Below are 20,626 nucleotides of genomic sequence, written 5' to 3'. Positions count from 1 at the left end.
GTAGCTGTTATCCAAATTATAACATTCAGTAACTTGCAACGCAAGTTACTGAAGTGGAAAACTTTAATGCGTGTTAATTTTTCAACGTTTCCCATACTAACGAGAGGGAGGGAAGCACATGAAACCATTTATGCCAAAACTCGTTTACTTTGAACCAAAGGCACTTGAATATCCGCTTGGAAAAGAGCTTTATGAGAAGTTTACGAAGATGGGATTAGAAATTCGTGAAACGACATCACATAATCAAATTAGAAATTTGCCAGGAGAAAATGATTTGCAAAAGTATCGTAATGCAAAGGCTACACTTGTCGTTGGAGTAAGGAAGACGCTAAAGTTTGATACGTCAAAACCGTCAGCTGAATATGCAATTCCGCTCGCAACAGGGTGTATGGGACATTGTCATTATTGCTATTTGCAAACAACACTTGGGAGTAAGCCTTACGTTCGTGTGTATGTCAATCTTGATGAAATATTTGAGAAGGCAAAGCAATATATGGATGAAAGGGCACCTGAAATAACAAGATTTGAAGCAGCGTGTACATCAGACATTGTTGGGATTGATCATTTAACACATGCATTAAAGCGGGCGATTGAATTCATTGGAGAAAGTGAATATGGGCGCTTACGTTTCGTCACGAAATATTCGCACGTTGATCATTTATTAGATGCAAAGCATAATGGGAAAACTCGTTTCAGGTTTAGTATAAATTCACGATATGTAATTAAAAATTTTGAACCAGGGACATCGCCATTTGAGGAGCGAATTGAGGCGGCACGTAAAGTAGCAGGTGCAGGTTATCCACTTGGTTTTATAGTCGCGCCACTTTATATGCATGAAGGATGGGAAGAAGGATATCGTGAACTATTTGAGCGACTGTACAATGCGCTGAAAGATGTGACGATACCAAATTTAACGTTTGAATTAATTCAGCATCGTTTTACGAAACCAGCGAAAAAGGTTATTCAAGAGCGTTATCCAAATACGAAGCTTGAAATGGATGAAGAGAAGCGGAAGTATAAATGGGGACGATATGGCATCGGAAAATATGTATATAAAAAGGATGATGCAGCAGTATTGGAAGAAACGATAAGAGGTTATATAAATGAATTTTTTCCTAATGCAGAAATACAATATTTTACTTAAGGGGGGTCTGTATGCAAATACAGATTCTTTTTTGTTTTATATATTTAGGCTCGTTTTCAACTTGTCACGTTATTCTTTCTGGTGTATCATTTTATTGATTGCTTCGTACGGAATAAGCAAAATGAACTTGGATGGAGGAAACCGATGCCTACCCCTAGTATGGAAGATTATATTGAACAAATTTATTTGTTGATTGATGAAAAGGGTTACGCCCGCGTATCTGATATTGCTGAAGCGCTTAGTGTACATCCATCCTCTGTAACAAAAATGGTGCAAAAATTAGACAAAGATGAATATCTAATTTATGAAAAATATAGAGGGCTTGTATTAACAACAAAAGGTAAAAAAATCGGAGAACGTCTCGTATATCGTCATGACTTGCTAGAGCAATTTATGCGTATTATCGGTGTGGATGAAAGTAAAATTTACAATGATGTAGAAGGAATTGAACATCATTTAAGTTGGGAAGCGATTGATCGCATTGGTGATTTAGTGCAATACTTTGAACAAGATACAGTCCGAGTGGAAACACTTCGCGGTGTTCAAAGAGCAAATGAAGAGAAAAGTAATTAAGGGGAACGTATGGCGTTTCCTTTTTTATTTCAATTCGAAAAGGATGGGAGAATTATGAAAGCAATTATTTTTGATTTTGATGGATTAATTGTGGATACAGAAACGATATGGTTTCACTCTTTCAGAGATGCTGTTCGTGAATACGGCGGGGAACTACCTTTAGAGGAATTTGCGAAATGCATTGGAACAACAGATGAGGTACTTTATACATATTTAAATGATCAATTAAAAGAGAAGTTTAACAAAAGTGTATTAAAAGAAAAAGTGGCAACTTTACATAAAGAGAAAATGAGAATACCAGAAGCTCGTGACGGGGTAAAAGAATATTTAGAAGAAGCGAAAGAAATGGGATTAAAAATTGCACTAGCTTCTAGTTCTTCTAGAGAATGGGTTATTCATTTTTTAGAAGAGCTACAAATTCGAGAATATTTTGAAGTAATTAAAACGAGAGAAGATGTTGAGAAGGTAAAACCAGATCCAGCTCTTTATCGAGTTGCAATAGAAGAATTAGGAATTAAGCCATCTGAAGCTGTTGTATTTGAAGACTCATTAAATGGATTGAGAGCAGCAGTTGCAGCGGGATTAACGTGCGTTGTGGTACCTAATGATGTGACACGGAATTTACCGTTTGAAAATCATCATCTTCGAATTGAAAGTATGAGAGAGAAAAGTTTAAAAGAAGTGCTTCAAAGTATAAAAAAAGACCGTATTTCCTAAAAGGAAGCACGGTCTTTCTTTTTGCTTTTTTTGCCTTCAATGACAGTTAAATGAGACTGTTTTCTTTTTCGTTTCAAAGTGGAAGAATTCCCTTTTTTACTTTTGTCATTAGAAGTATTTGACTTAAAGAAAGAATTGCCTAGGGGTGCTACATTTTGTTTCCCATGTTTGCGGTTCGATTGTTTTGCCGCACGCTTATATGAGCTTTGCGAATTTGCGGAACCACTGGAATTTGTAAACATCTTGTATAGCAAGTAAAAGATACCGACAACAAGTAACATGTACCCGATATTTCTTAATACACCCATGGGATTTGTAATAACAGATGAAACAAGGCCGAATATTGCCAATCCGATAATAAGCACAAATATAGCGAAAGTAAACGAACGACCGTTCATAAGGGACACCTCCTAAAAACATATATTGAAATTAGTATATTAACGATGAGGAAAGGAGTTGAACACCATTTTTAAATAATTATTGTTTGTTCTCTAAACGTAATAATTCTTCAAACGATGCAATTGCTACTTCCACTTGATCATCTGTTGGTTCTTTCGTTGTTAATAGTTGTAGCCATAATCCAGGATATCCAAGTACGCGTAATACGGGAATGTCTCGTAATCGATTTGTAAATTGCAATACTTCAAAAGAAATACCAAGTACAACCGGAATTAATAAAATTCTGTTTATAACTCGTGCCCAAAGAGGATCTGTAGGGACTAGGAAATAAACGAACATTCCAATAATGACTGTAAATATAATAAAGCTACTGCCGCATCTATAATGGAGACGAGTTTGCTTTTGAACGTTTTCTACAGTCAGAGGAAGGTTATTCTCGTAAGCATTGATTACCTTATGCTCTGCACCGTGATACTGAAATACCCGCTTAATAAGTGGGGTTAAAGAAATAAAGTATATATAGCTCAATAATAGCATGAGCTTAATGACACTTTCGACAATGATTTGCCCAGTATGAGATGGGAAAATCGGTCTCGTTAATTCAGCTAATAGTGCAGGAACTGCTGTGAAAATGACTTTACCGAATATAAAAGATAAAACGCCAACAGCTGCAACTCCTAATACCATCGTTAATTTTGATTGTTCTTCTTTTTTATTTGCAATTTGTTCATCATCTTCTGGGTGGACGTCAAATCGTTCTGAAGCGAAGTTTAAATGCTTTGCTCCATTCGCACTTGCATCCACAATAGCGGCAATCCCTCGTAAAAATGGAATTTTTTTTAGGGTAGATAGTACTTTATTACGAACGCGTGGTAATCGATAAAATTCAATCGATTTATCTTTACGACGAACCGCTGTAACAGTATATTCTCTACCGCCAAACATAACTCCTTCTATGACCGCTTGCCCGCCATATATTTGTTTTGACTCTTCTGCCATGTTAACACCAACCTGTATTTGTTTCTCTCTTATGTAGAAAAAGAGGCAATTGTCATACTGGGTTCTGTCGTTTTGAAATAAGACAATCACCGAGTTTCCTTTATTTTATCGGCAAATACAAGTAGATGACAAGGGAAAATGTTATGAGAGTCGGACATTTCTTATTCTTTTTATAGACAAATTTCGCAGGATTTAAACATGCTTCAAAATAGTTTCGGGCATACTATTGAGCGGAGGTGTCGATGTGAGTCAAGAACAATTAGGAACAAGGAATTTTGTGCAGATTGGTTTGTTTGGTGGAATCTTTTGGGGCGGGATCTGGTATTTCCTTCATATATTTTCATTCACGGAGGCGGGACCGAATTATTTCCTTTTACCATTTGCGTTTGGAAGTTGGAAAGAGGGTGTATGGGGCAATGTGTTCGGAATAGTGTGTATGGGACTTCTTTCAATTTTGATCGCCTTTTTGTATAAAGCATTTTTTGCGAAGTTTGAAGGGATTATAGCGGGAATTATTTATGGGCTATTTTGGTGGGCACTACTGTTTTTGGGGATGGGTTTAATGGCTCCTGTTATTAAAAGTGCGCTCCATTTACCAAAAGAGACAATTGTGACGACAATATGTATTTTTATATTGTATGGTGTGTTTATAGCATATTCTGTTTCTTACGCAGTAAATAGCAATAAAGCAGAACAAGAAGGGCAAGAGAAGACGAACTATTCAAATAAGTAACTCCTATGTTAAAATATTGTATAGATATTTAATATTAAGGAGTTTTAAGAATATGAAAAAGTTACTCCTCGTAAACGGTCCTAACCTAAATCGCCTCGGTGTTCGTGAGGTAAATGTATATGGAAAGGGCACGCTAGCGACACTTGAAGCAGATATGAAGCAAGAAGCAGAAACAATGGGAGTGGAGTTAGAATGTTTCCAATCGAATCATGAAGGTGCCATTATCGACATTATTCATGAAGCGGAAGATATATATGAAGGGATCATTTTAAATCCGGGAGCATTTACGCATTATAGCTATGCGATTCGTGATGCCATTGCGAGCATTTCGATTCCTGTTATTGAAGTACATATTTCTAACATTCATCAGCGTGAATCGTTCCGTCATGAATCTGTGACGGCAGCTGTTTGTGCAGGTCAAATTGTAGGATTTGGTTTTTATGGCTATAAGTTAGCATTATTTGCATTAATGGAGAAATTGAGGGAGGCATAAAGTAATGGAGAAAATTGAAAGATTACGAAGTGCATTTGATGAGGCTGGCATTGACGGTATTTTGTTAACAAATGAACATAGTCGTAGATATATGGCTAACTTCACAGGAACAGCAGGCGTTGTTCTTATTTCAAAAGATCGTGCTCAATTTATTACAGATTTCCGTTACGTCGAGCAGGCAAGTAAACAAGCGGTTGGATATGAGGTTGTACAGCACGCAGGATTGATCATTGATGAAGTGGCAAAGCAAGTGAAAGAGCTTGGAATTCAAAAACTTGGTTTTGAGCAAGATACTCTTACATATAGTTCTTATTCAGTGCATAAGGAAGCGATTGATGCTGAATTTATCCCGACTTCTGGACTTGTAGAAAAGTTACGCTTGATAAAGACTGATTCAGAGATTAAGATATTAAAGGAAGCTGCACAGATTGCAGATGCTGCCTTTGAGCATATTCTATCATTCATTCGCCCGGGAGTATCTGAAATTGAAGTGTCAAATGAACTTGAATTTTTCATGAGAAAACAAGGAGCAACATCTTCTTCGTTTGATATTATCGTTGCTTCAGGTCTTCGTTCGGCATTACCGCACGGCGTGGCATCTGAAAAAGTGATAGAAACAGGAGATTTCGTTACATTAGACTTCGGCGCTTATTACAAAGGATATTGTTCTGATATTACTCGTACGATTGCAGTCGGTGAACCATCTGATAAATTAAAAGAAATTTATAATATCGTTTTAGAAGCACAACTACGTGGTGTGAACGGTATTAAAGCTGGTTTAACAGGTCGCGAGGCTGATGCGCTAACGCGTGACTACATAACGGAAAAAGGATATGGTGAATACTTTGGACACTCTACTGGTCATGGAATAGGTCTTGAAATCCATGAAGCACCAGGTTTAGCGTTCCGTTCTGATACAGTACTTGAACCAGGTATGGCTGTAACAGTAGAGCCAGGTATTTATATTCCAGGTATTGGCGGCGTACGTATTGAAGATGATATCATTGTGACAAGTGAAGGTAATGAAGTAATTACGAAATCACCAAAAGAACTTATTATTTTGTAATACACAGGAGGATTTTTTTACATGATTTCAGTAAACGATTTTCGTACAGGTTTAACAATTTCAGTGGACAATGCCCTTTGGCAAGTACTTGATTTCCAACACGTAAAGCCAGGTAAAGGTGCTGCATTCGTTCGTTCTAAACTACGTAATCTTCGCACAGGTTCTGTTCAAGAGAAAACATTCCGTGCAGGTGAGAAAGTAGAAAAAGCACACATCGAAAACCGTCGTATGCAATACTTATACGCAAGCGGTGAGGCTCACGTATTTATGGATAACGGAACTTATGAGCAAATCGAACTTGGTGAAAAACAAATCGAGCGCGAGCTTAAATTCCTAAAAGAAAACATGGAAGTAGCAATTATGACTTACCAAGGCGAAGTACTTGGTGTTGAACTTCCAAACACAGTTGAATTACAAGTTACAGAAACAGAGCCTGGTATTAAAGGTGATACTGCTTCTAACGTAACAAAACCAGCTACATTAGAAACTGGTCTTGTTGTACAAGTACCAATCTTCATTAACGAAGGCGAAATGCTTATCATCAACACTGGTGAAGGTAAATACGTTTCTCGTGCATAGTAAAAAAACACTCGTGATAATTCACGAGTGTTTTTTTTATAGGAAATAGGGTAGATAGTAAATAGCTGTTACTATAAAACTGACTAAAACAAGTGAAAGAGTACCCATAATAGATGGAGTCAAAACAATTTGAAATGGTTTTATTTCGCCAGTCTCAACGCCAGTTAATGTTTTGCTTATTGCGTGATCTGTAATGTTATTTCTATGGTTACTCATAATAATTAACCACATAATTGCAAATATTGCTAAACTACCAAGGAAAAAGGTCTCTATAAATGACCAACCGACTAATAATGAAAAAAGATAAATAAGAGCTAATTCTACTACAACGGTTAAACTAATTTTCAATGCCTTCATATTTTTCCTCCTCATTCTGTAATTTCAACCAGTTTAAAAAATTTTCACGTGACACGACATGCAGAGAGCAAGGTGACCTTACTTCTTTCTCTAGTGCAGCGTGTTCGTCTGGAAACTTGTTTTCCACATGCAATGAAATATAGGGTAGTTTTTCTTGTGCTTTTAGTGAGCGGATATTATTCGTTTTAGCACCAGCAAATACGTAGGAAAGTTGTAAGTCTAAAAAGGCGATTTTAAAGATTTCTTTTTTAGCAGCCTCGTTATAGCCTTTTCCCCAGTATGGATAGCCAATCCAACTACCAATGTGAGATTGCTTTTTTTCATTATTAATATGTTTAAGTGTGGTGAGGCCAATTATTTCATTTTCTTCATTCACAATCATTCTCGATAAGGATTTCTTTTGACGCTCTTCTTCTATTGCGAAAAGAAGAAATGTTTTCGTGTCTTCGATGTTTTCTACCGTTATCCCCAATGCATTTTTTATATGTGGATCACTTGATAGCTCGAAAATCACATTTGTATAGCATAAATCTAGTGGTAATAAAGTGACGTGCTGCATGGTTTAAACCCCTTTCAAACTAAATATACCATAATATACCATAAAATAATAAGAATATTCAGATTCTAATTCAGACTTTAGAGAAAAATTATGTTTTTACTTCTGAAATAGACAACCTCTGCATATGGTTGTACAAATATATTCTTTTTTAGAATACGAAGTTAGTAACTGTTACGGGAGAAGGTGGAAGAATGAAACAGTGGCTAGCGGCAATGGAAACATCCGTGCTTGTTATGGGGGCACTTCGATTATTTTCAGGTAGTGCGGAGATATTTGCTGCTTTGCTTATGCTTTATGTGAATGATGCGAAGAAAGCGTTGTTTATAAATGGTATGTTGGCGTTTGTTGGACCTACCGTATTAATTTTAACAATGACAATTGGGATAGCGAGTGTAGCAAGTGAAATTTCTTTCTTGAAGCTCTTTTTTCTAGCGCTTGGAATTTGCTGTATTTTTATCGCATTACTGAAATAGTAAGTCGAGTATAGTGGGGAGAAGCCGATGAAAGAGGTATTAGAAGTTTTACCAAAAACGATGAAGTACTTAATTGAAGAATGTAAGCAATACGATGCTTTAGAGGAAATTCGTGTTCGAATTGGAAGGCCGCTAGAGTGTATTGCACACGGAAAGGTGTTTTTTTATGACTATATCACTACTGCAGAGGATGCTATTTACTTATTGAATAAATTAAGTCAATTCTCAATTTATACGATGGAAGAGGAATTAAAACGTGGGTATGTGACGCTTCGCGGGGGGCATAGAATCGGGTTAGCAGGAAAAGTCATTACAGAAAAAAGCGCAGTGAAAATGATTCGTGATGTCTCTTCCTTTAATATTCGTATTGCTCGTCAAAAAATAGGGATTGCTGAACCGCTTTTGCCATATTTGTATGAAAAAAGGTGGTTAAACACGATGGTAATTGGCCCTCCCCAAACGGGAAAAACGACACTTTTAAGAGATGTAGCACGTTGCATGAGTCAAGGGGTAAGTGCTTCGGAAATTCCTTCCTGTAAAGTGGGGATCGTTGATGAACGGTCAGAAATTGCTGGCTGTGTGAAAGGAATCCCGCAATATGATTTTGGTACCCGAGTCGATGTGTTAGACGCATGTCCAAAGGCAGAAGGAATGATGATGATGATTCGTTCTATGAGTCCTGATATTTTGATCGTAGATGAAATTGGCCGTAAAGAAGATAGTGAAGCAATTATGGAGGCAGTGCATGCAGGTGTTCAGCTTTTTATAAGCGCACACGGATTTTCCTATGAGGATGTTGTGAGACGTCCATCGCTCAAGGCAGTGCTAGAGCTTGGTATATTTGATAGGTTTGTGGAGTTGTCAAAAGCGAGGGGTCCAGGAACGGTTATGCAGGTGAAAGATAAATATGGAAAACCAGTGTTATCAAATAGAAAGGCTGAGGGCGTATGGTGAAAATATTTGGTGCAGTGTTAATCGTTGCGGTCAGCACCTTTTTCGGGTTTTCGTACGCTAAAAGATACAGTGAGAGGCCGAGGCAACTTAGGTTATTAAAATCAGCACTTCAATCATTAGAGGCAGAAATTATGTATGGACACACACCTTTATCTGAGGCTGCCGAGCGATTAGTTAAACAAATGCCAAAGCCATTAAATTGGATATTTCAAAGTTTCGCTAAAAAACTAGAAAGTGGAGAACAAACGGTAAGGGAAGCTTGGATAGATAGTTTGAAAGAGAATTGGAAGTTGACGGCTTTTCAACAAACCGAGTATGAAATACTGCAGCAATTTGGTGAAACGCTCGGGCAACATGATCGTGAATCACAACAAAAACATATTCGCTTATGTATTACACATTTGGAGAGAGAAGAAGAGGAAGCGAAAGCTTTACAACTGCAATACGAAAAAATGATTAAGAGCTTAGGGGTACTAGCAGGGCTACTAATTGTAATTTTACTGCTATAGGGGGGAGAAAGGCGATGTCCATTGATGTTGGATTAATATTTCAAATCGCCGGAATCGGCATTGTTTTAGCTTTCATTCATACTGTACTAAAAGAATTGAAGCGTGAGGATATTGCAAATTGGGTTATCCTTGTCGGTTTTGTCGTCATTTTATTTCATGTTGCATTTTTAATTAATACGCTATTCGACAAGATTAAAAGTGTCTTTCTCTTCCAGTAAAGGAGGCGGTTCGAATCGAAATTATACAAATTGTCGGATTAGGCCTCGTTGCTACGTTTTTAGCTGCTGTTTTGAACCAGCATAAATCTAGTATTACATCTTTATTTATTGTGTTCGTAGGTAGCGTGATGTTTCTAATTTTAATCGATCAAATTCATTCTATTTTACAAATGATTGAGAGAGTAGCGAGTGAAGCGAAAGTTAGTAACGTCTACGTGGAAACGTTACTAAAGATTATTGGAATTGCTTATATTGCCGAGTTTGGAGCTCAAATTACAAAAGATGCTGGTCAAGGTGCCATCGCTTCGAAAATTGAACTTGCTGGGAAAATCTTAATTCTCGTTATGGCAATTCCTATTTTGACGGTTGTAATTGAAACTATTCTCGGATTTTTACCGACGGGATAAGGGGGAGTGAATGTTGAGGAGGTTTGGAGCTAAGCTGCTATTTGCTTGCTTCCTTTTCTTTTCTTTACCGGTTGTTGTACAAGCTTCTCCTGTAGAAACAAACGTCGTTGATCAACAATTGGATAAGCTCGGAATTGAAGATGTGAAGCAATTTTGGGACGGGCTTGTTACAAAATATGGAGGCTATTTGCCAGAGAGTCAAAAAGGGAGTTTTATGGAGTTTGTAAAGGGAGAAAAAGAATTCTCTCTAAAAGAGTGGATGATAGGGTTATTAAAATATTTATTTCATGAGCTTGCAGCTAATGGAAAACTGCTTGGCACACTCATTATGCTCACAATCTTTAGTGCATTGTTGCAATCACTGCAATCCGCTTTTTCAAAAAGTAGTGTAAGTAAAATTGCTGATGCTGTTGTATATATGGTACTTATTATTTTTGCTTTAAATAGTTTTTATGTCGTTATGACATATGCAAGAGAAACGATACAAACAATGGTAGATTTCATATTAGCGCTATTGCCAATTTTATTGGCGCTTATAGCGACTGGTGGCGGGGTTGTATCTGTATCTTTCTTTCATCCGATTATCATTTTCTTAATGAATACAAGCGGGCTTCTTATGAATTATATCGTTCTACCGCTTTTATTACTGGCAACGATATTAAGTATTGTAAGTACAATGAGTGATCAATATAAAGTGACGAAATTGTCCAAGCTTCTGCAAAACGTTAGCGTTGGGATTATCGGTATTTTCTTAACGATTTTTTTAGGAGTATTATCTGTACAAGGAACAGCAACAGCCGTTGCTGATGGAATAGCTGTGAAAACTGCTAAATTTGTAACAGGGAACTTCATTCCAGTAGTCGGAAGGATGTTTACAGAAGCGGCAGATACTGTTATTAGCGCATCAGGATTATTGAAAAACACAGTCGGAATTATTGGGCTCGTCATTTTATGTTTAATTGTTGCTTTTCCAGCGATTCAAATTTTCTGTATCGCATTTATTTATAAATTCGCAGCAGCAGTATTGCAACCGGTTGGCGGCGGAGCAATTATTCAATGCTTAGACATTATTGGACGAAGCATCATTTACGTATTTGCTTGCTTAGCTATCGTATCATTTATGTTCTTTTTAAGTATTACAATTATTATTGCTGCGGGGAATATTACACTTATGATGCGGTAGGAGGTGAAGAGTATGCAATTTGTTACAGAGTGGATCAGAAATATTATCGTTTTTTTGCTCTTAGCGACAATGCTTCATCTTATTCTTCCAAATTCGAATTTGCAAAAATACGTTAAATTCGTTGTAAGTCTTTTGTTAGTCGTATTAATTTTAACACCCCTTTTTAAACTATTGCAGACAGATGTAAATGAAGTAATTGCAAATTTTAATGAAGAAAAGTACGTAGCAGAAGGATCTGTAAAAAATTCAATAGATTCGAAGAAAAAAGAAATACAAGCTCTAACACGTGCATATAGTTTAGAAGAGATGGCTACCAAAATGAAAAAAGAAGTAGGAAAAGAGTTTGAGAAACAGTATGGTATGTCAGTCTCTGAAATACAAATAGTCGCAGCGGAAAGCACAGCGGAAGTAAAGTCAGCGAAAGATATTCAATCTGTTGTTGTGACGTTAAAAGAAAAAGAACGTAGTAAAAATGATGCAATCGAAACAGTAAAACCAGTTGAAATTAACACGAAAGAACCACCGAAAAAAGTAGAGGAAACGAATGTAGAAATGAAAGACTTCTTTTCAAGCAGGTGGCAACTAGAGAATAAACAAATCCAAGTTCAAATGGAAGGGAGGACAGGTAGAGTAAATGGACAATAAAGATAAAAATTCGAAGTTCTCATTTTTTCGAAACTTATTGAATGGAGATGAAAAAGAAAGTAATGAGAAGGGAAGAAAGGTAACACCTAAGTTCTTACTTGTCCTACTCATACTTGGAATTTTGCTTATGTTTTCTAGTAGTTTTTTTTCAAGTAAAAAAGAAGAAGTACCTGTATTTAAAGAACAAAAAACTCAAAACCAGGAAAAAGATGTACCAACTTTTGGACAAAAAAATAATGATAATATGTCAAATGTAGAAAAATATGAAAAAGCGTATGAACAAGAATTAAAAACTGCTTTAGAAGAAATAGCAGGAGTAAAAGACGTAACGATTAAAGTGAATTTAGATTCATCTGAAGAAAAAATTTTAGAAAAAAATACAGTGAAACGCTCACAAACAACAGGTGAAACAGATAAAACAGGCGGTAAGAGAGAAGTAGAGGACGAGTCTCTTGATGAAAAGACTGTCATTATACGTGAAGGGGATAAAGAAACTCCTGTTGTTTTACGAACAGAGAAGCCGAAAGTACGTGGTGTTCTTGTCGTAGCAAAGGGAGTGGATAATATACAAGTTAAAGCAATGGTAAAAGAAGCTGTGATAAGGCTGCTAGATGTACCGGCCCATCGCGTTTCAGTTTCACCGAAAAATTGATAGGGAGGAAATAAAGTGTTAAAAAAACAAACAGTTTGGTTATTAACGATGTTAAGTTTAGTTGTTGTACTATCTGTGTATTACGTGACAACTCCTGACAAAATGAATACAGCATCGCCGGCAACAGGTGAAAAGATTGGACAAGAAAAACAAGGTACTGATAAAGCAGTAACAAACGAAGCGCCTAAAGAAACTCCGAAAAAAGAAAATACAAGCAAGGAAACAACAAATAAAGAAACAGACAAAAAAGAAAATGCAAAAAAAGAAACAAGTAAAAAAGAGGGCAATGTATCAGTTCAATCAAGTGATGAGAATTTCACAGCTTTACGTATGCAAATGGAAGATCAGCGTAGTGAACAAAAAGCAAAATTACAAGAAGTGATGAGTTCAACAAAAGCTTCAGCAACAGAAAAGAATAAAGCGAAAGAAAATTTTGATGCCATTACGACAATGGAAACGAAGCAAGAATTACTTGAGACAGTAATTAAATCTCAAGGAGGATATCCAGATGCTCTTGTAAGAGCTGATGGCACTGATATTAGAGTAACGGTTAAAGCGGCAAAACATTCACAGAAAGAAGCAAATAAAATTATTCAACTTGTAAGAAGTGAAGGCGGATCAAAAGATGTAGGTGTGAAATTTGATCCACCAGCGAAATAAGTGAAACTTTAATCCGTAGGGATTTCCCTGCGGATTATTATCTTTTACTAAGCAAAGGGTATGCAAATAGTAAAATAGAGTATGTAAGTAAATGTGTGAATAGAAAAAAGCTATCATTTTCGATAGCTTTTTTCTATGTCGTCTTTGTAATTATTTTTACTATGTTCAACTCGGAATGGAGAAACACGTTGTGAGTAAAAGATTAATGGTTCATGGTACTGATGATTACTTTTTCCGGATTTGACGTGGATGAAAAGAACGCATGCCCAAACGATTACGGCAGGTAAAAAGAGAATGAGCCATATCATATTTCCACACCTCAACACAATATATTTTCTACACTTTGAACATACTATTCTTATATGAAGGAATGATGAACGGCGTGTAAACAAAAAAATAATATTTGGTAAAAATATGTTATTGACTATAGGTGTGGTGAAGAGTGAGGAGGGAATGGCATGTTTGCTTTGTAACGTTTTGCAAAAGTAGTGAATGTTTTTTAAGAAGTGGTCTTGCCAATTTCATGTGAAACTTGGTATTATTACTAGGTATTAAATTTTTATTGGAATAATATTTTTACAGGAATTTCGATTTATTATAAAGAAATATAAATTGGAATGTTTAAAAAATTTATCGTAAGATGGAAATAGTAAATATTTCTATTAGTTAATGAAATATATTTTCTAATAGAGTACATCGTATTTTTACAGTCAATCTAGTTTTCGTGACGAGAATCTGTAAAAACGGGACAAACAAGAGTATGGGAGTGGATTTTACATGTTTAAAATTCAAGAAGTTCGTGAATTAATTAAATTAATTGATAGCTCTAATATTGATGAATTTGAATACAAAAAAGACGGTACAACAATCAAAATGAAAAAGCGTGGTAATGAAGTTGTTGCTGTGCAAGCACCTGCAGCAAAACAAGCTATGCAACCAGTAGCGCCTGTTGAAGTTGAAACGACAGTAGCAGCAGCGCAAGCAGAAGTGCCAAAACAAGAAGAGAAGAAGGTTGTTCAAAATGAAAACCTACATAAAATCACATCACCGATGGTAGGTACATTCTATTCTTCTTCTTCGCCTGATACACCTCCATATGTAAGTGTTGGGGATAGAGTATCGAAAGATTCTATCGTATGTATTGTCGAGGCTATGAAGTTATTTAACGAAATTGATGCTGATGTAGAGGGCGAAATTGTTGAAATTCTTGTTAATAACGGACAGCTTGTTGAATATGGACAACCGCTATTTCTTGTAAAAGCGTAATAAGGGAGTCTTTGTGATGATAAAAAAAGTATTAATAGCCAATCGTGGGGAAATTGCTGTACGAATTATTCGTGCTTGTAAAGAAATGGATATTGAAACAGTTGCAATTTATTCAGAAGCAGATAAAGAGTCACTTCACGTACAGATTGCAGACGAGGCGTATTGTGTAGGACCAACGATTTCGAAAGAAAGCTATTTAAATTTGACAAACATTATTAGCGTTGCGAAGTTAACAGGCTGCGATGCTATTCATCCGGGATACGGATTTTTAGCAGAGAATGCAGATTTCGCAGAGTTATGCCGTGAATGTAACTTGATTTTTATCGGTCCAAGTCCAGAAGCTATTTCAAAGATGGGCACAAAAGACGTTGCTCGTGATACAATGAAAGAAGCAGGGGTTCCGATTGTACCAGGTTCACAAGGGATTATTAAAAATACCGAAGAAGCGATTGAGCTTGCTAATCAAATTGGATATCCAGTTATTATTAAAGCGACTGCAGGTGGCGGTGGAAAAGGTATTCGTGTTGCACGCCATGAAGAAGAGCTTATAAAAGGAATTCAAATTACACAGCAAGAAGCTAGTACCGCTTTTGGGAACCCTGGTGTATACTTAGAAAAGTACGTTGAAGATTTCCGCCATGTTGAGATTCAAATAATGGCAGATACACACGGAAATGCCATTCATTTAGGAGAGCGTGATTGTACAATTCAGCGCCGTTTGCAAAAACTATTAGAAGAAAGTCCATCACCTGCACTTGATGAAGAGATTCGCAAGCAGATGGGTGAAGCGGCAGTTAAAGCGGCGGTAGCGGTTGATTATACAGGTGCTGGTACGGTTGAGTTTATCTATGAATATAAAACGAAAACCTTTTACTTCATGGAGATGAATACGAGAATTCAGGTTGAGCATCCGGTTACTGAAATGGTAACAGGAATGGACTTAATTAAAGAACAAATTCTTGTTGCTTCAGGAGAAAAGTTATCGTTACAGCAAGAAGAAGTACAATTTAATGGTTGGGCAATTGAATGTCGAATTAATGCGGAAAACCCTGCCAAAAAATTTATGCCATCTCCAGGTAAAGTAGAAATGTACTTACCACCAGGAGGATTTGGTATTCGCGTCGATTCAGCTGTATATCCGGGATATTCAATCCCACCTTTCTATGATTCGATGGTTGCTAAATTAATTGTTCACGGAAAAACACGTGAAGAGGCAATTGCAAAAATGAAGCGCGCACTTAGTGAATTTGTCATTGAAGGCGTACATACAACAATCCCGTTCCATTTGCAATTGCTAGATCATCCTGATTTTGTAAAAGGTGAGTTTAATACGAAATTTTTGGAAGAGCATGAACTTGTGACGCAGTGATACATTAAAGGAGGTTTTTTTCATGGCTGAACATATGTTAGATATGGGTCAAGATACAACTCTTGGTAAAGTAGAAATTGCACCAGAAGTAATTGAAGTAATTGCAGGTATTGCAGCTGCTGAAGTAGAAGGTGTAGCGGCAATGCGCGGTAATTTTGCTACAGATGTTGTTGAGAAGTTAGGTAAGAAAAATCATGGTAAAGGTGTAAAGGTTGAATTAGCAAACGAAGATATTATCGTTGACCTTTATGTTGTAATGTATTTTGGTGTAGCAATTCCAGTTGTTGCACAAAAGATTCAAGACAATATTCGCCAAGCACTCTTTACAATGACAGGACTTGAGCCAAAAGAAGTGAATGTTCACATCGTTGGCGTAACATTCGAAACACAAAAAACAGAAATCGAACCAGTGTAAGAATGAAAAGGTGCCTAGTAACATAGGCATCTTTTTTATCGTTTCATTTCTTCACAAATTACAACCCTCTAATTATTATACTATTTCAAAAAATAAGAAATAAACAAGAAAATGTGTCGTTTTTCCAAAAAACGTACATTGTGATAAGATATGGAACTTGAAGTTAATCTTTTTATTATTTTTCAGCCTTGTAACCCGTGTGTGAAACGATAAATTGTGTTATTATCATTGTATTATAAGGTTGGAAAATCAATGAAAACTGTAAGAGTAAGTGAATTGACGGCTTATAAATTATAATAATATAACAAAGTATAAGGAAAGACTTGAAGCATAAAGGAGAGTTACAATGAAACGTAGGACGGCTAGAGAAAGAGCAATGCAAGCATTATACCAAATGGATATTACAGGTGAATTAGAACCGAAAGTAGCAGTGGAAAACACGCTAGATGAAGGCGAAGAAACAAATGAGTTTCTAGAGTCACTTGTAGTAGGTTTTGTAGAAAATAAAGAAGCAATCGATGAAGCGATTCGTCAAAATTTAAAAAAGTGGAAGCTTGAGCGTATTAGTATTGTTGATCGCAGTATTTTACGTGTAGCTGTGTATGAAATGAAATACATGGAAGAAATTCCACACAACGTAACAATTAACGAAGCAATTGAAATTGCTAAAACATTTGGGGATGAGGAATCTCGTCGTTTTATTAACGGCGTTTTATCTAATATAAAAGATACACTGTAAATTCTTTAAGGGGGAATCTTAAAATGGTAGCAGTAATCATCAAAGGAAATGAAGTTGCGGAGAAAAAACGAGCACAATTAACAGAAGAAGTTGTGAAGTTGAAAGAGCAAGGTATTGTACCAGGATTAGCAGTTATTTTAGTTGGAGAAGATCCAGCATCTCGTTCTTATGTGAAAGGAAAAGAAAAAGGCTGTGAACAAGTAGGGATTTACTCAGAGCTAATTGAACTTCCTGAAACAATTACTGAGGAACGTTTGCTTGCTGAAATCGATCGCTTAAATGGCGATGACCGTATTAATGGCATATTAGTGCAATTACCTTTACCAAAACATATTGAAGAAAAAGCTATCATTGAAAGAATTTCACCAGAAAAGGATGTAGACGGATTTCACCCAATCAGCGTGGGACGTATGATGACGGGACAAGATACATTCCTTCCATGTACACCGCATGGTATTGTAGAATTAGTAAAAGAAACAAATCTTGATATTTCTGGAAAACATGTAGTAGTAATTGGAAGAAGTAATATTGTCGGTAAACCAGTGGGGCAATTGTTTTTAAATGAAAATGCCACTGTCACATATTGTCATTCTAAGACGCAAAATATGAAAGAGTTATCGAAGTTAGCTGATATTTTAATCGTAGCTGTTGGACGACCTAAAATGATAACAGCGGATTATATTAAAGAAGGGGCGGTTGTAATTGACGTTGGTGTTAACCGTTTAGAAACAGGAAAACTTTGTGGTGATGTTGACTTTGACAACGTGTTAGATGTTGCGGGTTACATTACACCTGTGCCAAAGGGTGTTGGTCCAATGACAATCACAATGCTTCTTCATAATACTGTTGAATCTGCCAAACGTGCAGGTGTCGTTTGTAAATAATTTGAGTCGGCTATGAGGAGAGAGAAATGGAGAAGCAATATTTAACCGTTACAGCGTTAACACGCTATATAAAAACAAAAATAGAATATGATCCGCATTTGCAGTCTGTTTGGTTAAAAGGTGAAATTTCCAACTTTAAAAATCATAGCCGTGGCCACATGTATTTTACATTGAAAGATGAAAATGCAAGAATCGCAGCGGTTATGTTTGCGGGCCATAATCGTAATATTAAATTCAAACCTGAAAATGGGATGAAGGTACTCGTGAAAGGAAAAATCTCTGTTTACGAGGCGAGTGGTTCTTATCAAATTTATATTCAAGACATGCAGCCTGACGGAGTCGGAAATTTACATTTAGCGTACGAACAGTTAAAAGTTCGTTTAGAAGAGGAAGGACTTTTTTCTCAAGTTTATAAAAAAGCGATTCCTCCTTACGCTAAAACAATAGGTGTGATTACGTCGCCAACAGGAGCAGCGATTCGTGATATTATAACAACGATTAAACGTCGTTATCCAATTGGGAATGTTATTGTATTTCCGGTACTTGTACAAGGGGAGTCAGCGGCTCCCTCGATTGTACAAGCGATTCGTACAGCGAATGAAATGGGAGAGATAGATGTACTAATCGTTGGTCGTGGTGGAGGTTCTATTGAGGAATTATGGGCTTTCAATGAGGAAATGGTTGCAAGAGCAATCTTTAAGAGTGAAATTCCTATTATTTCGGCAGTAGGCCATGAAACAGATTTTACAATTGCAGATTTTGTTGCAGATTTACGCGCGCCAACACCGACCGCAGCAGCTGAGTTGGCAGCACCTAACATTATAGAGTTACAAGAAAAGGTATTACAAAGAACTCTGAGATTGCAAAGAGCAATGAGAGAGTTAGTACATAAAAAAGAAGAAAAACTACAAGTGTTGCAAAAATCGTATGCGTTCCGTTATCCAAGACAAGTATATGAGCAAAAGGAAGAGCAATTAGATAGAGCGCTAGAACAGCTTGTTTTAGCGAAAGAGCGCTATATTGATAAAAAGGTGAATCAGTTAAAGCAACTTTCATTTTATTTAGAGAAGCACCACCCATCTCAAAAAATTATGCAAACGAAGGTAGCTGTGGAAACGTTGCAAAAGCAATTACAACGTGAAATGCAAACGTTACTTCAAACGAAAGAATTTGCCTTTGTAAGAGCTGCTCAAAAACTTGAAGCGTTAAGTCCGCTTAAAGTAATGATGAGAGGGTACGGGCTTGTATATGATGAAGAGAAGCAAGTGTTAAAAAGTGTGAAAGATGTAAGCCTTGGAGATGCTGTTTCAGTTCAATTACAAGATGGAATACTAGATTGTAGCGTATCAGGCATAGAGGAGCGTGAATTGAATAATGGAAAATAAATTAAGCTTTGAAGAGGCAATTTCGCAACTTGAGCATCTTGTTTCTAAGCTAGAACAAGGTGACGTACCTTTAGAAGAAGCGATTTCTTATTTTAAAGAAGGTATGGAATTATCTAAGCTTTGTGATGAGAAGCTGAAGAATGTACAAGAACAAATGGCAGTTATTCTTGGGGAAGATGGAGAGCTTGAACCGTTTACTGCTTTAGGAGATGAAGCATAGTGACGATTGCTTTTGATACTTTTTTGAAAGAAAGTAAAACTTTCGTAGAAGAAAAACTTGTAAGCTATGCAAATGGATTACAATGTCCAAATGTACTTCGTGAAGCGATGGCATATTCTTTGGAAGCGGGTGGAAAACGTCTCCGCCCGTTACTTTTGTTTGCAACATTACAAGCGTTTGGGAAAGAAAGAAATCTTGGAGTAGGTGCAGCTTGTGCTCTTGAAATGATTCATACATATTCGTTAGTTCATGATGATTTACCTTGTATGGATGATGATGATTTAAGAAGAGGAAAGCCCACAAATCACAAAGTATTTGGTGAAGCGATGGCAGTTTTAGCAGGAGATGGCTTATTGACATACGCTTTTCAAGTTATTATGGCATATGAGCAAAAAGAAATTTCTGCTGAAAAAAAAGTAAGACTTGTACTTGAACTCGCAAAAGCAGCAGGACCAGAAGGAATGGTTGGCGGACAAGTGGCAGATATGGAAGCGGAAGGGAAACGCCTTACGATTGATGAATTGGAGTACATCCATAAACATAAGACCGGAAAACTACTTGAATTTGCTGTACTTGCGGGTGCGATACTTTCTGATGCGACAGAAGAGCAAGAAGAAAAGTTGCTTACGTTTGCCAAATATATCGGTCTAGCTTTCCAAATTCGAGATGATATTTTAGATGTGGAAGGAACTGAAGAAGAGATTGGAAAACCGATTGGTAGCGATCTTTCTAATGAAAAGAGCACATATACGACGTTGTTTACTGTAGATAGAGCAAAGGAGATTTTAGAAGAAACAATTGCAGAAGCAAAAGGTGCGATTAGCTCCTTGCAATTACAAGATGAATATTTACTATCTATTTGCGATTTGATTGCAAAACGTAATAACTAATATAACAGCGTTTTCATTTGTTGAGTCATTCATCATTTTATGATATAAATGTAGGAAAAGGTTTTTCTTTTCTTGTTATTGGCAAAAATATATGTAGATTACATTGCCGTTATCACTTCGTGTTAGCGGCTATTTTTT

General features: G+C 36.6%; 29 protein-coding genes. 24 read left to right on the top strand and 5 right to left on the bottom strand.

Annotated elements, in window-relative coordinates; genetic code table 11:
• The first annotated feature begins 118 nt into the window (after positions 1–118).
• From splB to ACTL4X_RS21295, 3 genes are all read left to right on the top strand, one after another.
• Positions 119–1,144 carry a spore photoproduct lyase gene (splB, locus tag ACTL4X_RS21305; RefSeq protein ID WP_000802110.1) on the top strand — a complete coding sequence of 342 codons (1,026 nt, stop codon included), beginning with the start codon at positions 119–121 and terminating at the stop codon, positions 1,142–1,144.
• Between the two features lie 144 nt (positions 1,145–1,288).
• Entirely contained in the window at positions 1,289–1,717 is a 429-nt protein-coding gene (gene mntR / locus ACTL4X_RS21300; RefSeq protein ID WP_001143085.1) for a transcriptional regulator MntR, read from the top strand.
• 54 nt (positions 1,718–1,771) lie between these two features.
• Complete coding sequence (locus ACTL4X_RS21295) at positions 1,772–2,434, top strand: HAD family hydrolase (RefSeq protein WP_025687934.1); 663 nt, start codon at positions 1,772–1,774, stop codon at positions 2,432–2,434.
• Here ACTL4X_RS21295 and ACTL4X_RS21290 read toward each other — a convergent pair.
• Both ACTL4X_RS21290 and ACTL4X_RS21285 read right to left on the bottom strand, forming a co-directional pair.
• Complete coding sequence (locus tag ACTL4X_RS21290; RefSeq protein ID WP_001014463.1) at positions 2,431–2,832, bottom strand: SA1362 family protein; 402 nt, start codon at positions 2,830–2,832, stop codon at positions 2,431–2,433. The genes ACTL4X_RS21295 and ACTL4X_RS21290 overlap by 4 nt on opposite strands.
• A gap of 79 nt (positions 2,833–2,911) precedes the next feature.
• Positions 2,912–3,832, bottom strand: coding sequence for a DUF1385 domain-containing protein (locus ACTL4X_RS21285; protein ID WP_000807121.1), 921 nt, complete (start codon positions 3,830–3,832; stop codon positions 2,912–2,914).
• A 244-nt stretch (positions 3,833–4,076) separates the two neighbouring features.
• Between ACTL4X_RS21285 and ACTL4X_RS21280 the strand changes: the two genes are divergently transcribed.
• Genes ACTL4X_RS21280 through efp form a run of 4 tightly spaced genes read left to right on the top strand, consistent with a single transcriptional unit; the run spans position 4,077 to position 6,703 of the window.
• Positions 4,077–4,565: a YqhR family membrane protein gene (locus ACTL4X_RS21280; protein WP_000076881.1), complete on the top strand. Its 489-nt coding sequence runs from the start codon at positions 4,077–4,079 to the stop codon at positions 4,563–4,565.
• A 52-nt stretch (positions 4,566–4,617) separates the two neighbouring features.
• Positions 4,618–5,058 carry a type II 3-dehydroquinate dehydratase gene (gene aroQ, locus ACTL4X_RS21275; RefSeq protein ID WP_000735140.1) on the top strand — a complete coding sequence of 147 codons (441 nt, stop codon included), beginning with the start codon at positions 4,618–4,620 and terminating at the stop codon, positions 5,056–5,058.
• Between the two features lie 4 nt (positions 5,059–5,062).
• Positions 5,063–6,124, top strand: a complete 1,062-nt coding sequence (gene pepQ / locus ACTL4X_RS21270) for a Xaa-Pro dipeptidase (RefSeq protein WP_000411040.1) — start codon at positions 5,063–5,065, stop codon at positions 6,122–6,124.
• 21 nt (positions 6,125–6,145) lie between these two features.
• Positions 6,146–6,703, top strand: a complete 558-nt coding sequence (efp, locus tag ACTL4X_RS21265) for an elongation factor P (RefSeq protein WP_000626516.1) — start codon at positions 6,146–6,148, stop codon at positions 6,701–6,703.
• A 36-nt stretch (positions 6,704–6,739) separates the two neighbouring features.
• Here the strand turns inward: efp and ACTL4X_RS21260 are convergent, their stop codons facing one another.
• Positions 6,740–7,060 carry a hypothetical protein gene (locus ACTL4X_RS21260; RefSeq protein ID WP_000645572.1) on the bottom strand — a complete coding sequence of 107 codons (321 nt, stop codon included), beginning with the start codon at positions 7,058–7,060 and terminating at the stop codon, positions 6,740–6,742.
• Positions 7,041–7,619: a GNAT family N-acetyltransferase gene (locus tag ACTL4X_RS21255; RefSeq protein ID WP_001164986.1), complete on the bottom strand. Its 579-nt coding sequence runs from the start codon at positions 7,617–7,619 to the stop codon at positions 7,041–7,043. The genes ACTL4X_RS21260 and ACTL4X_RS21255 overlap by 20 nt, the downstream gene beginning before the upstream one ends.
• Before the next feature lie 191 nt (positions 7,620–7,810).
• On the opposite strand from ACTL4X_RS21255, the gene ACTL4X_RS21250 reads away from it, so the two are divergent.
• From ACTL4X_RS21250 to ACTL4X_RS21210, 9 genes are read left to right on the top strand one after another with little or no spacing between them, the layout of a single operon-like run.
• The gene (locus ACTL4X_RS21250; RefSeq protein ID WP_000816050.1) at positions 7,811–8,092 is read left to right on the top strand and encodes a YqhV family protein; all 282 of its coding nucleotides are present in this window, start codon (positions 7,811–7,813) and stop codon (positions 8,090–8,092) included.
• Between the two features lie 27 nt (positions 8,093–8,119).
• Positions 8,120–9,046 (top strand): stage III sporulation protein AA, encoded by a 927-nt coding sequence (spoIIIAA, locus tag ACTL4X_RS21245; protein WP_000665905.1) that lies wholly within the window; start codon positions 8,120–8,122, stop codon positions 9,044–9,046.
• Positions 9,040–9,555: a stage III sporulation protein SpoIIIAB gene (spoIIIAB, locus tag ACTL4X_RS21240; protein ID WP_000238702.1), complete on the top strand. Its 516-nt coding sequence runs from the start codon at positions 9,040–9,042 to the stop codon at positions 9,553–9,555. The genes spoIIIAA and spoIIIAB overlap by 7 nt, the downstream gene beginning before the upstream one ends.
• A gap of 14 nt (positions 9,556–9,569) precedes the next feature.
• Positions 9,570–9,773: a stage III sporulation protein AC gene (gene spoIIIAC, locus ACTL4X_RS21235; RefSeq protein WP_000020914.1), complete on the top strand. Its 204-nt coding sequence runs from the start codon at positions 9,570–9,572 to the stop codon at positions 9,771–9,773.
• A gap of 23 nt (positions 9,774–9,796) precedes the next feature.
• On the top strand, positions 9,797–10,180 hold the full coding sequence (spoIIIAD, locus tag ACTL4X_RS21230) for a stage III sporulation protein AD (RefSeq protein ID WP_077393170.1): 384 nt from the start codon (positions 9,797–9,799) through the stop codon (positions 10,178–10,180).
• A gap of 10 nt (positions 10,181–10,190) precedes the next feature.
• The gene (gene spoIIIAE, locus ACTL4X_RS21225) at positions 10,191–11,363 is read left to right on the top strand and encodes a stage III sporulation protein AE (protein WP_000946110.1); all 1,173 of its coding nucleotides are present in this window, start codon (positions 10,191–10,193) and stop codon (positions 11,361–11,363) included.
• Between the two features lie 12 nt (positions 11,364–11,375).
• Complete coding sequence (spoIIIAF, locus tag ACTL4X_RS21220) at positions 11,376–12,008, top strand: stage III sporulation protein AF (RefSeq protein ID WP_001161052.1); 633 nt, start codon at positions 11,376–11,378, stop codon at positions 12,006–12,008.
• Positions 11,998–12,660, top strand: coding sequence for a stage III sporulation protein AG (gene spoIIIAG / locus ACTL4X_RS21215; protein WP_000368880.1), 663 nt, complete (start codon positions 11,998–12,000; stop codon positions 12,658–12,660). The genes spoIIIAF and spoIIIAG overlap by 11 nt, the downstream gene beginning before the upstream one ends.
• Positions 12,661–12,675: 15 nt before the next feature.
• Positions 12,676–13,320, top strand: coding sequence for a SpoIIIAH-like family protein (locus tag ACTL4X_RS21210; RefSeq protein ID WP_000914710.1), 645 nt, complete (start codon positions 12,676–12,678; stop codon positions 13,318–13,320).
• Positions 13,321–13,433: 113 nt separating this feature from the next.
• On the opposite strand, the gene ACTL4X_RS21205 is transcribed toward ACTL4X_RS21210, so the two are convergent.
• The gene (locus ACTL4X_RS21205) at positions 13,434–13,628 is read right to left on the bottom strand and encodes a hypothetical protein (RefSeq protein ID WP_002179810.1); all 195 of its coding nucleotides are present in this window, start codon (positions 13,626–13,628) and stop codon (positions 13,434–13,436) included.
• Positions 13,629–14,097: 469 nt separating this feature from the next.
• Here ACTL4X_RS21205 and accB point away from each other — a divergent pair, with 469 nt between their 5' ends.
• From accB to ispA, 8 genes are all read left to right on the top strand, one after another.
• Positions 14,098–14,586, top strand: coding sequence for an acetyl-CoA carboxylase biotin carboxyl carrier protein (gene accB, locus ACTL4X_RS21200; protein WP_000472866.1), 489 nt, complete (start codon positions 14,098–14,100; stop codon positions 14,584–14,586).
• A gap of 16 nt (positions 14,587–14,602) precedes the next feature.
• On the top strand, positions 14,603–15,955 hold the full coding sequence (gene accC / locus ACTL4X_RS21195; RefSeq protein ID WP_000592871.1) for an acetyl-CoA carboxylase biotin carboxylase subunit: 1,353 nt from the start codon (positions 14,603–14,605) through the stop codon (positions 15,953–15,955).
• A 22-nt stretch (positions 15,956–15,977) separates the two neighbouring features.
• Positions 15,978–16,370 carry an Asp23/Gls24 family envelope stress response protein gene (locus ACTL4X_RS21190; protein WP_000807630.1) on the top strand — a complete coding sequence of 131 codons (393 nt, stop codon included), beginning with the start codon at positions 15,978–15,980 and terminating at the stop codon, positions 16,368–16,370.
• Between the two features lie 346 nt (positions 16,371–16,716).
• A complete protein-coding gene (gene nusB / locus ACTL4X_RS21185) occupies positions 16,717–17,109 on the top strand; it encodes a N utilization substance protein NusB (RefSeq protein ID WP_000830247.1) in 393 nt (130 codons plus the stop codon).
• 23 nt (positions 17,110–17,132) lie between these two features.
• A complete protein-coding gene (gene folD / locus ACTL4X_RS21180; RefSeq protein WP_000226732.1) occupies positions 17,133–17,993 on the top strand; it encodes a bifunctional methylenetetrahydrofolate dehydrogenase/methenyltetrahydrofolate cyclohydrolase FolD in 861 nt (286 codons plus the stop codon).
• Between the two features lie 26 nt (positions 17,994–18,019).
• Positions 18,020–19,378 (top strand): exodeoxyribonuclease VII large subunit, encoded by a 1,359-nt coding sequence (xseA, locus tag ACTL4X_RS21175; protein WP_000415249.1) that lies wholly within the window; start codon positions 18,020–18,022, stop codon positions 19,376–19,378.
• Positions 19,368–19,598 carry an exodeoxyribonuclease VII small subunit gene (xseB, locus tag ACTL4X_RS21170; protein WP_000428423.1) on the top strand — a complete coding sequence of 77 codons (231 nt, stop codon included), beginning with the start codon at positions 19,368–19,370 and terminating at the stop codon, positions 19,596–19,598. The genes xseA and xseB overlap by 11 nt, the downstream gene beginning before the upstream one ends.
• A complete protein-coding gene (gene ispA / locus ACTL4X_RS21165) occupies positions 19,598–20,488 on the top strand; it encodes a (2E,6E)-farnesyl diphosphate synthase (protein ID WP_000150381.1) in 891 nt (296 codons plus the stop codon). Before xseB ends, ispA begins: the two co-directional genes overlap by 1 nt.
• The last annotated feature ends 138 nt before the right edge of the window (positions 20,489–20,626 follow it).

Origin of the sequence: Bacillus sp. RE35, from assembly GCF_052146655.1 — a bacterium.
GTDB lineage: Bacteria > Bacillota > Bacilli > Bacillales > Bacillaceae_G > Bacillus_A > Bacillus_A cereus.
This window is presented reverse-complemented; position numbering and strand designations above follow the sequence as displayed.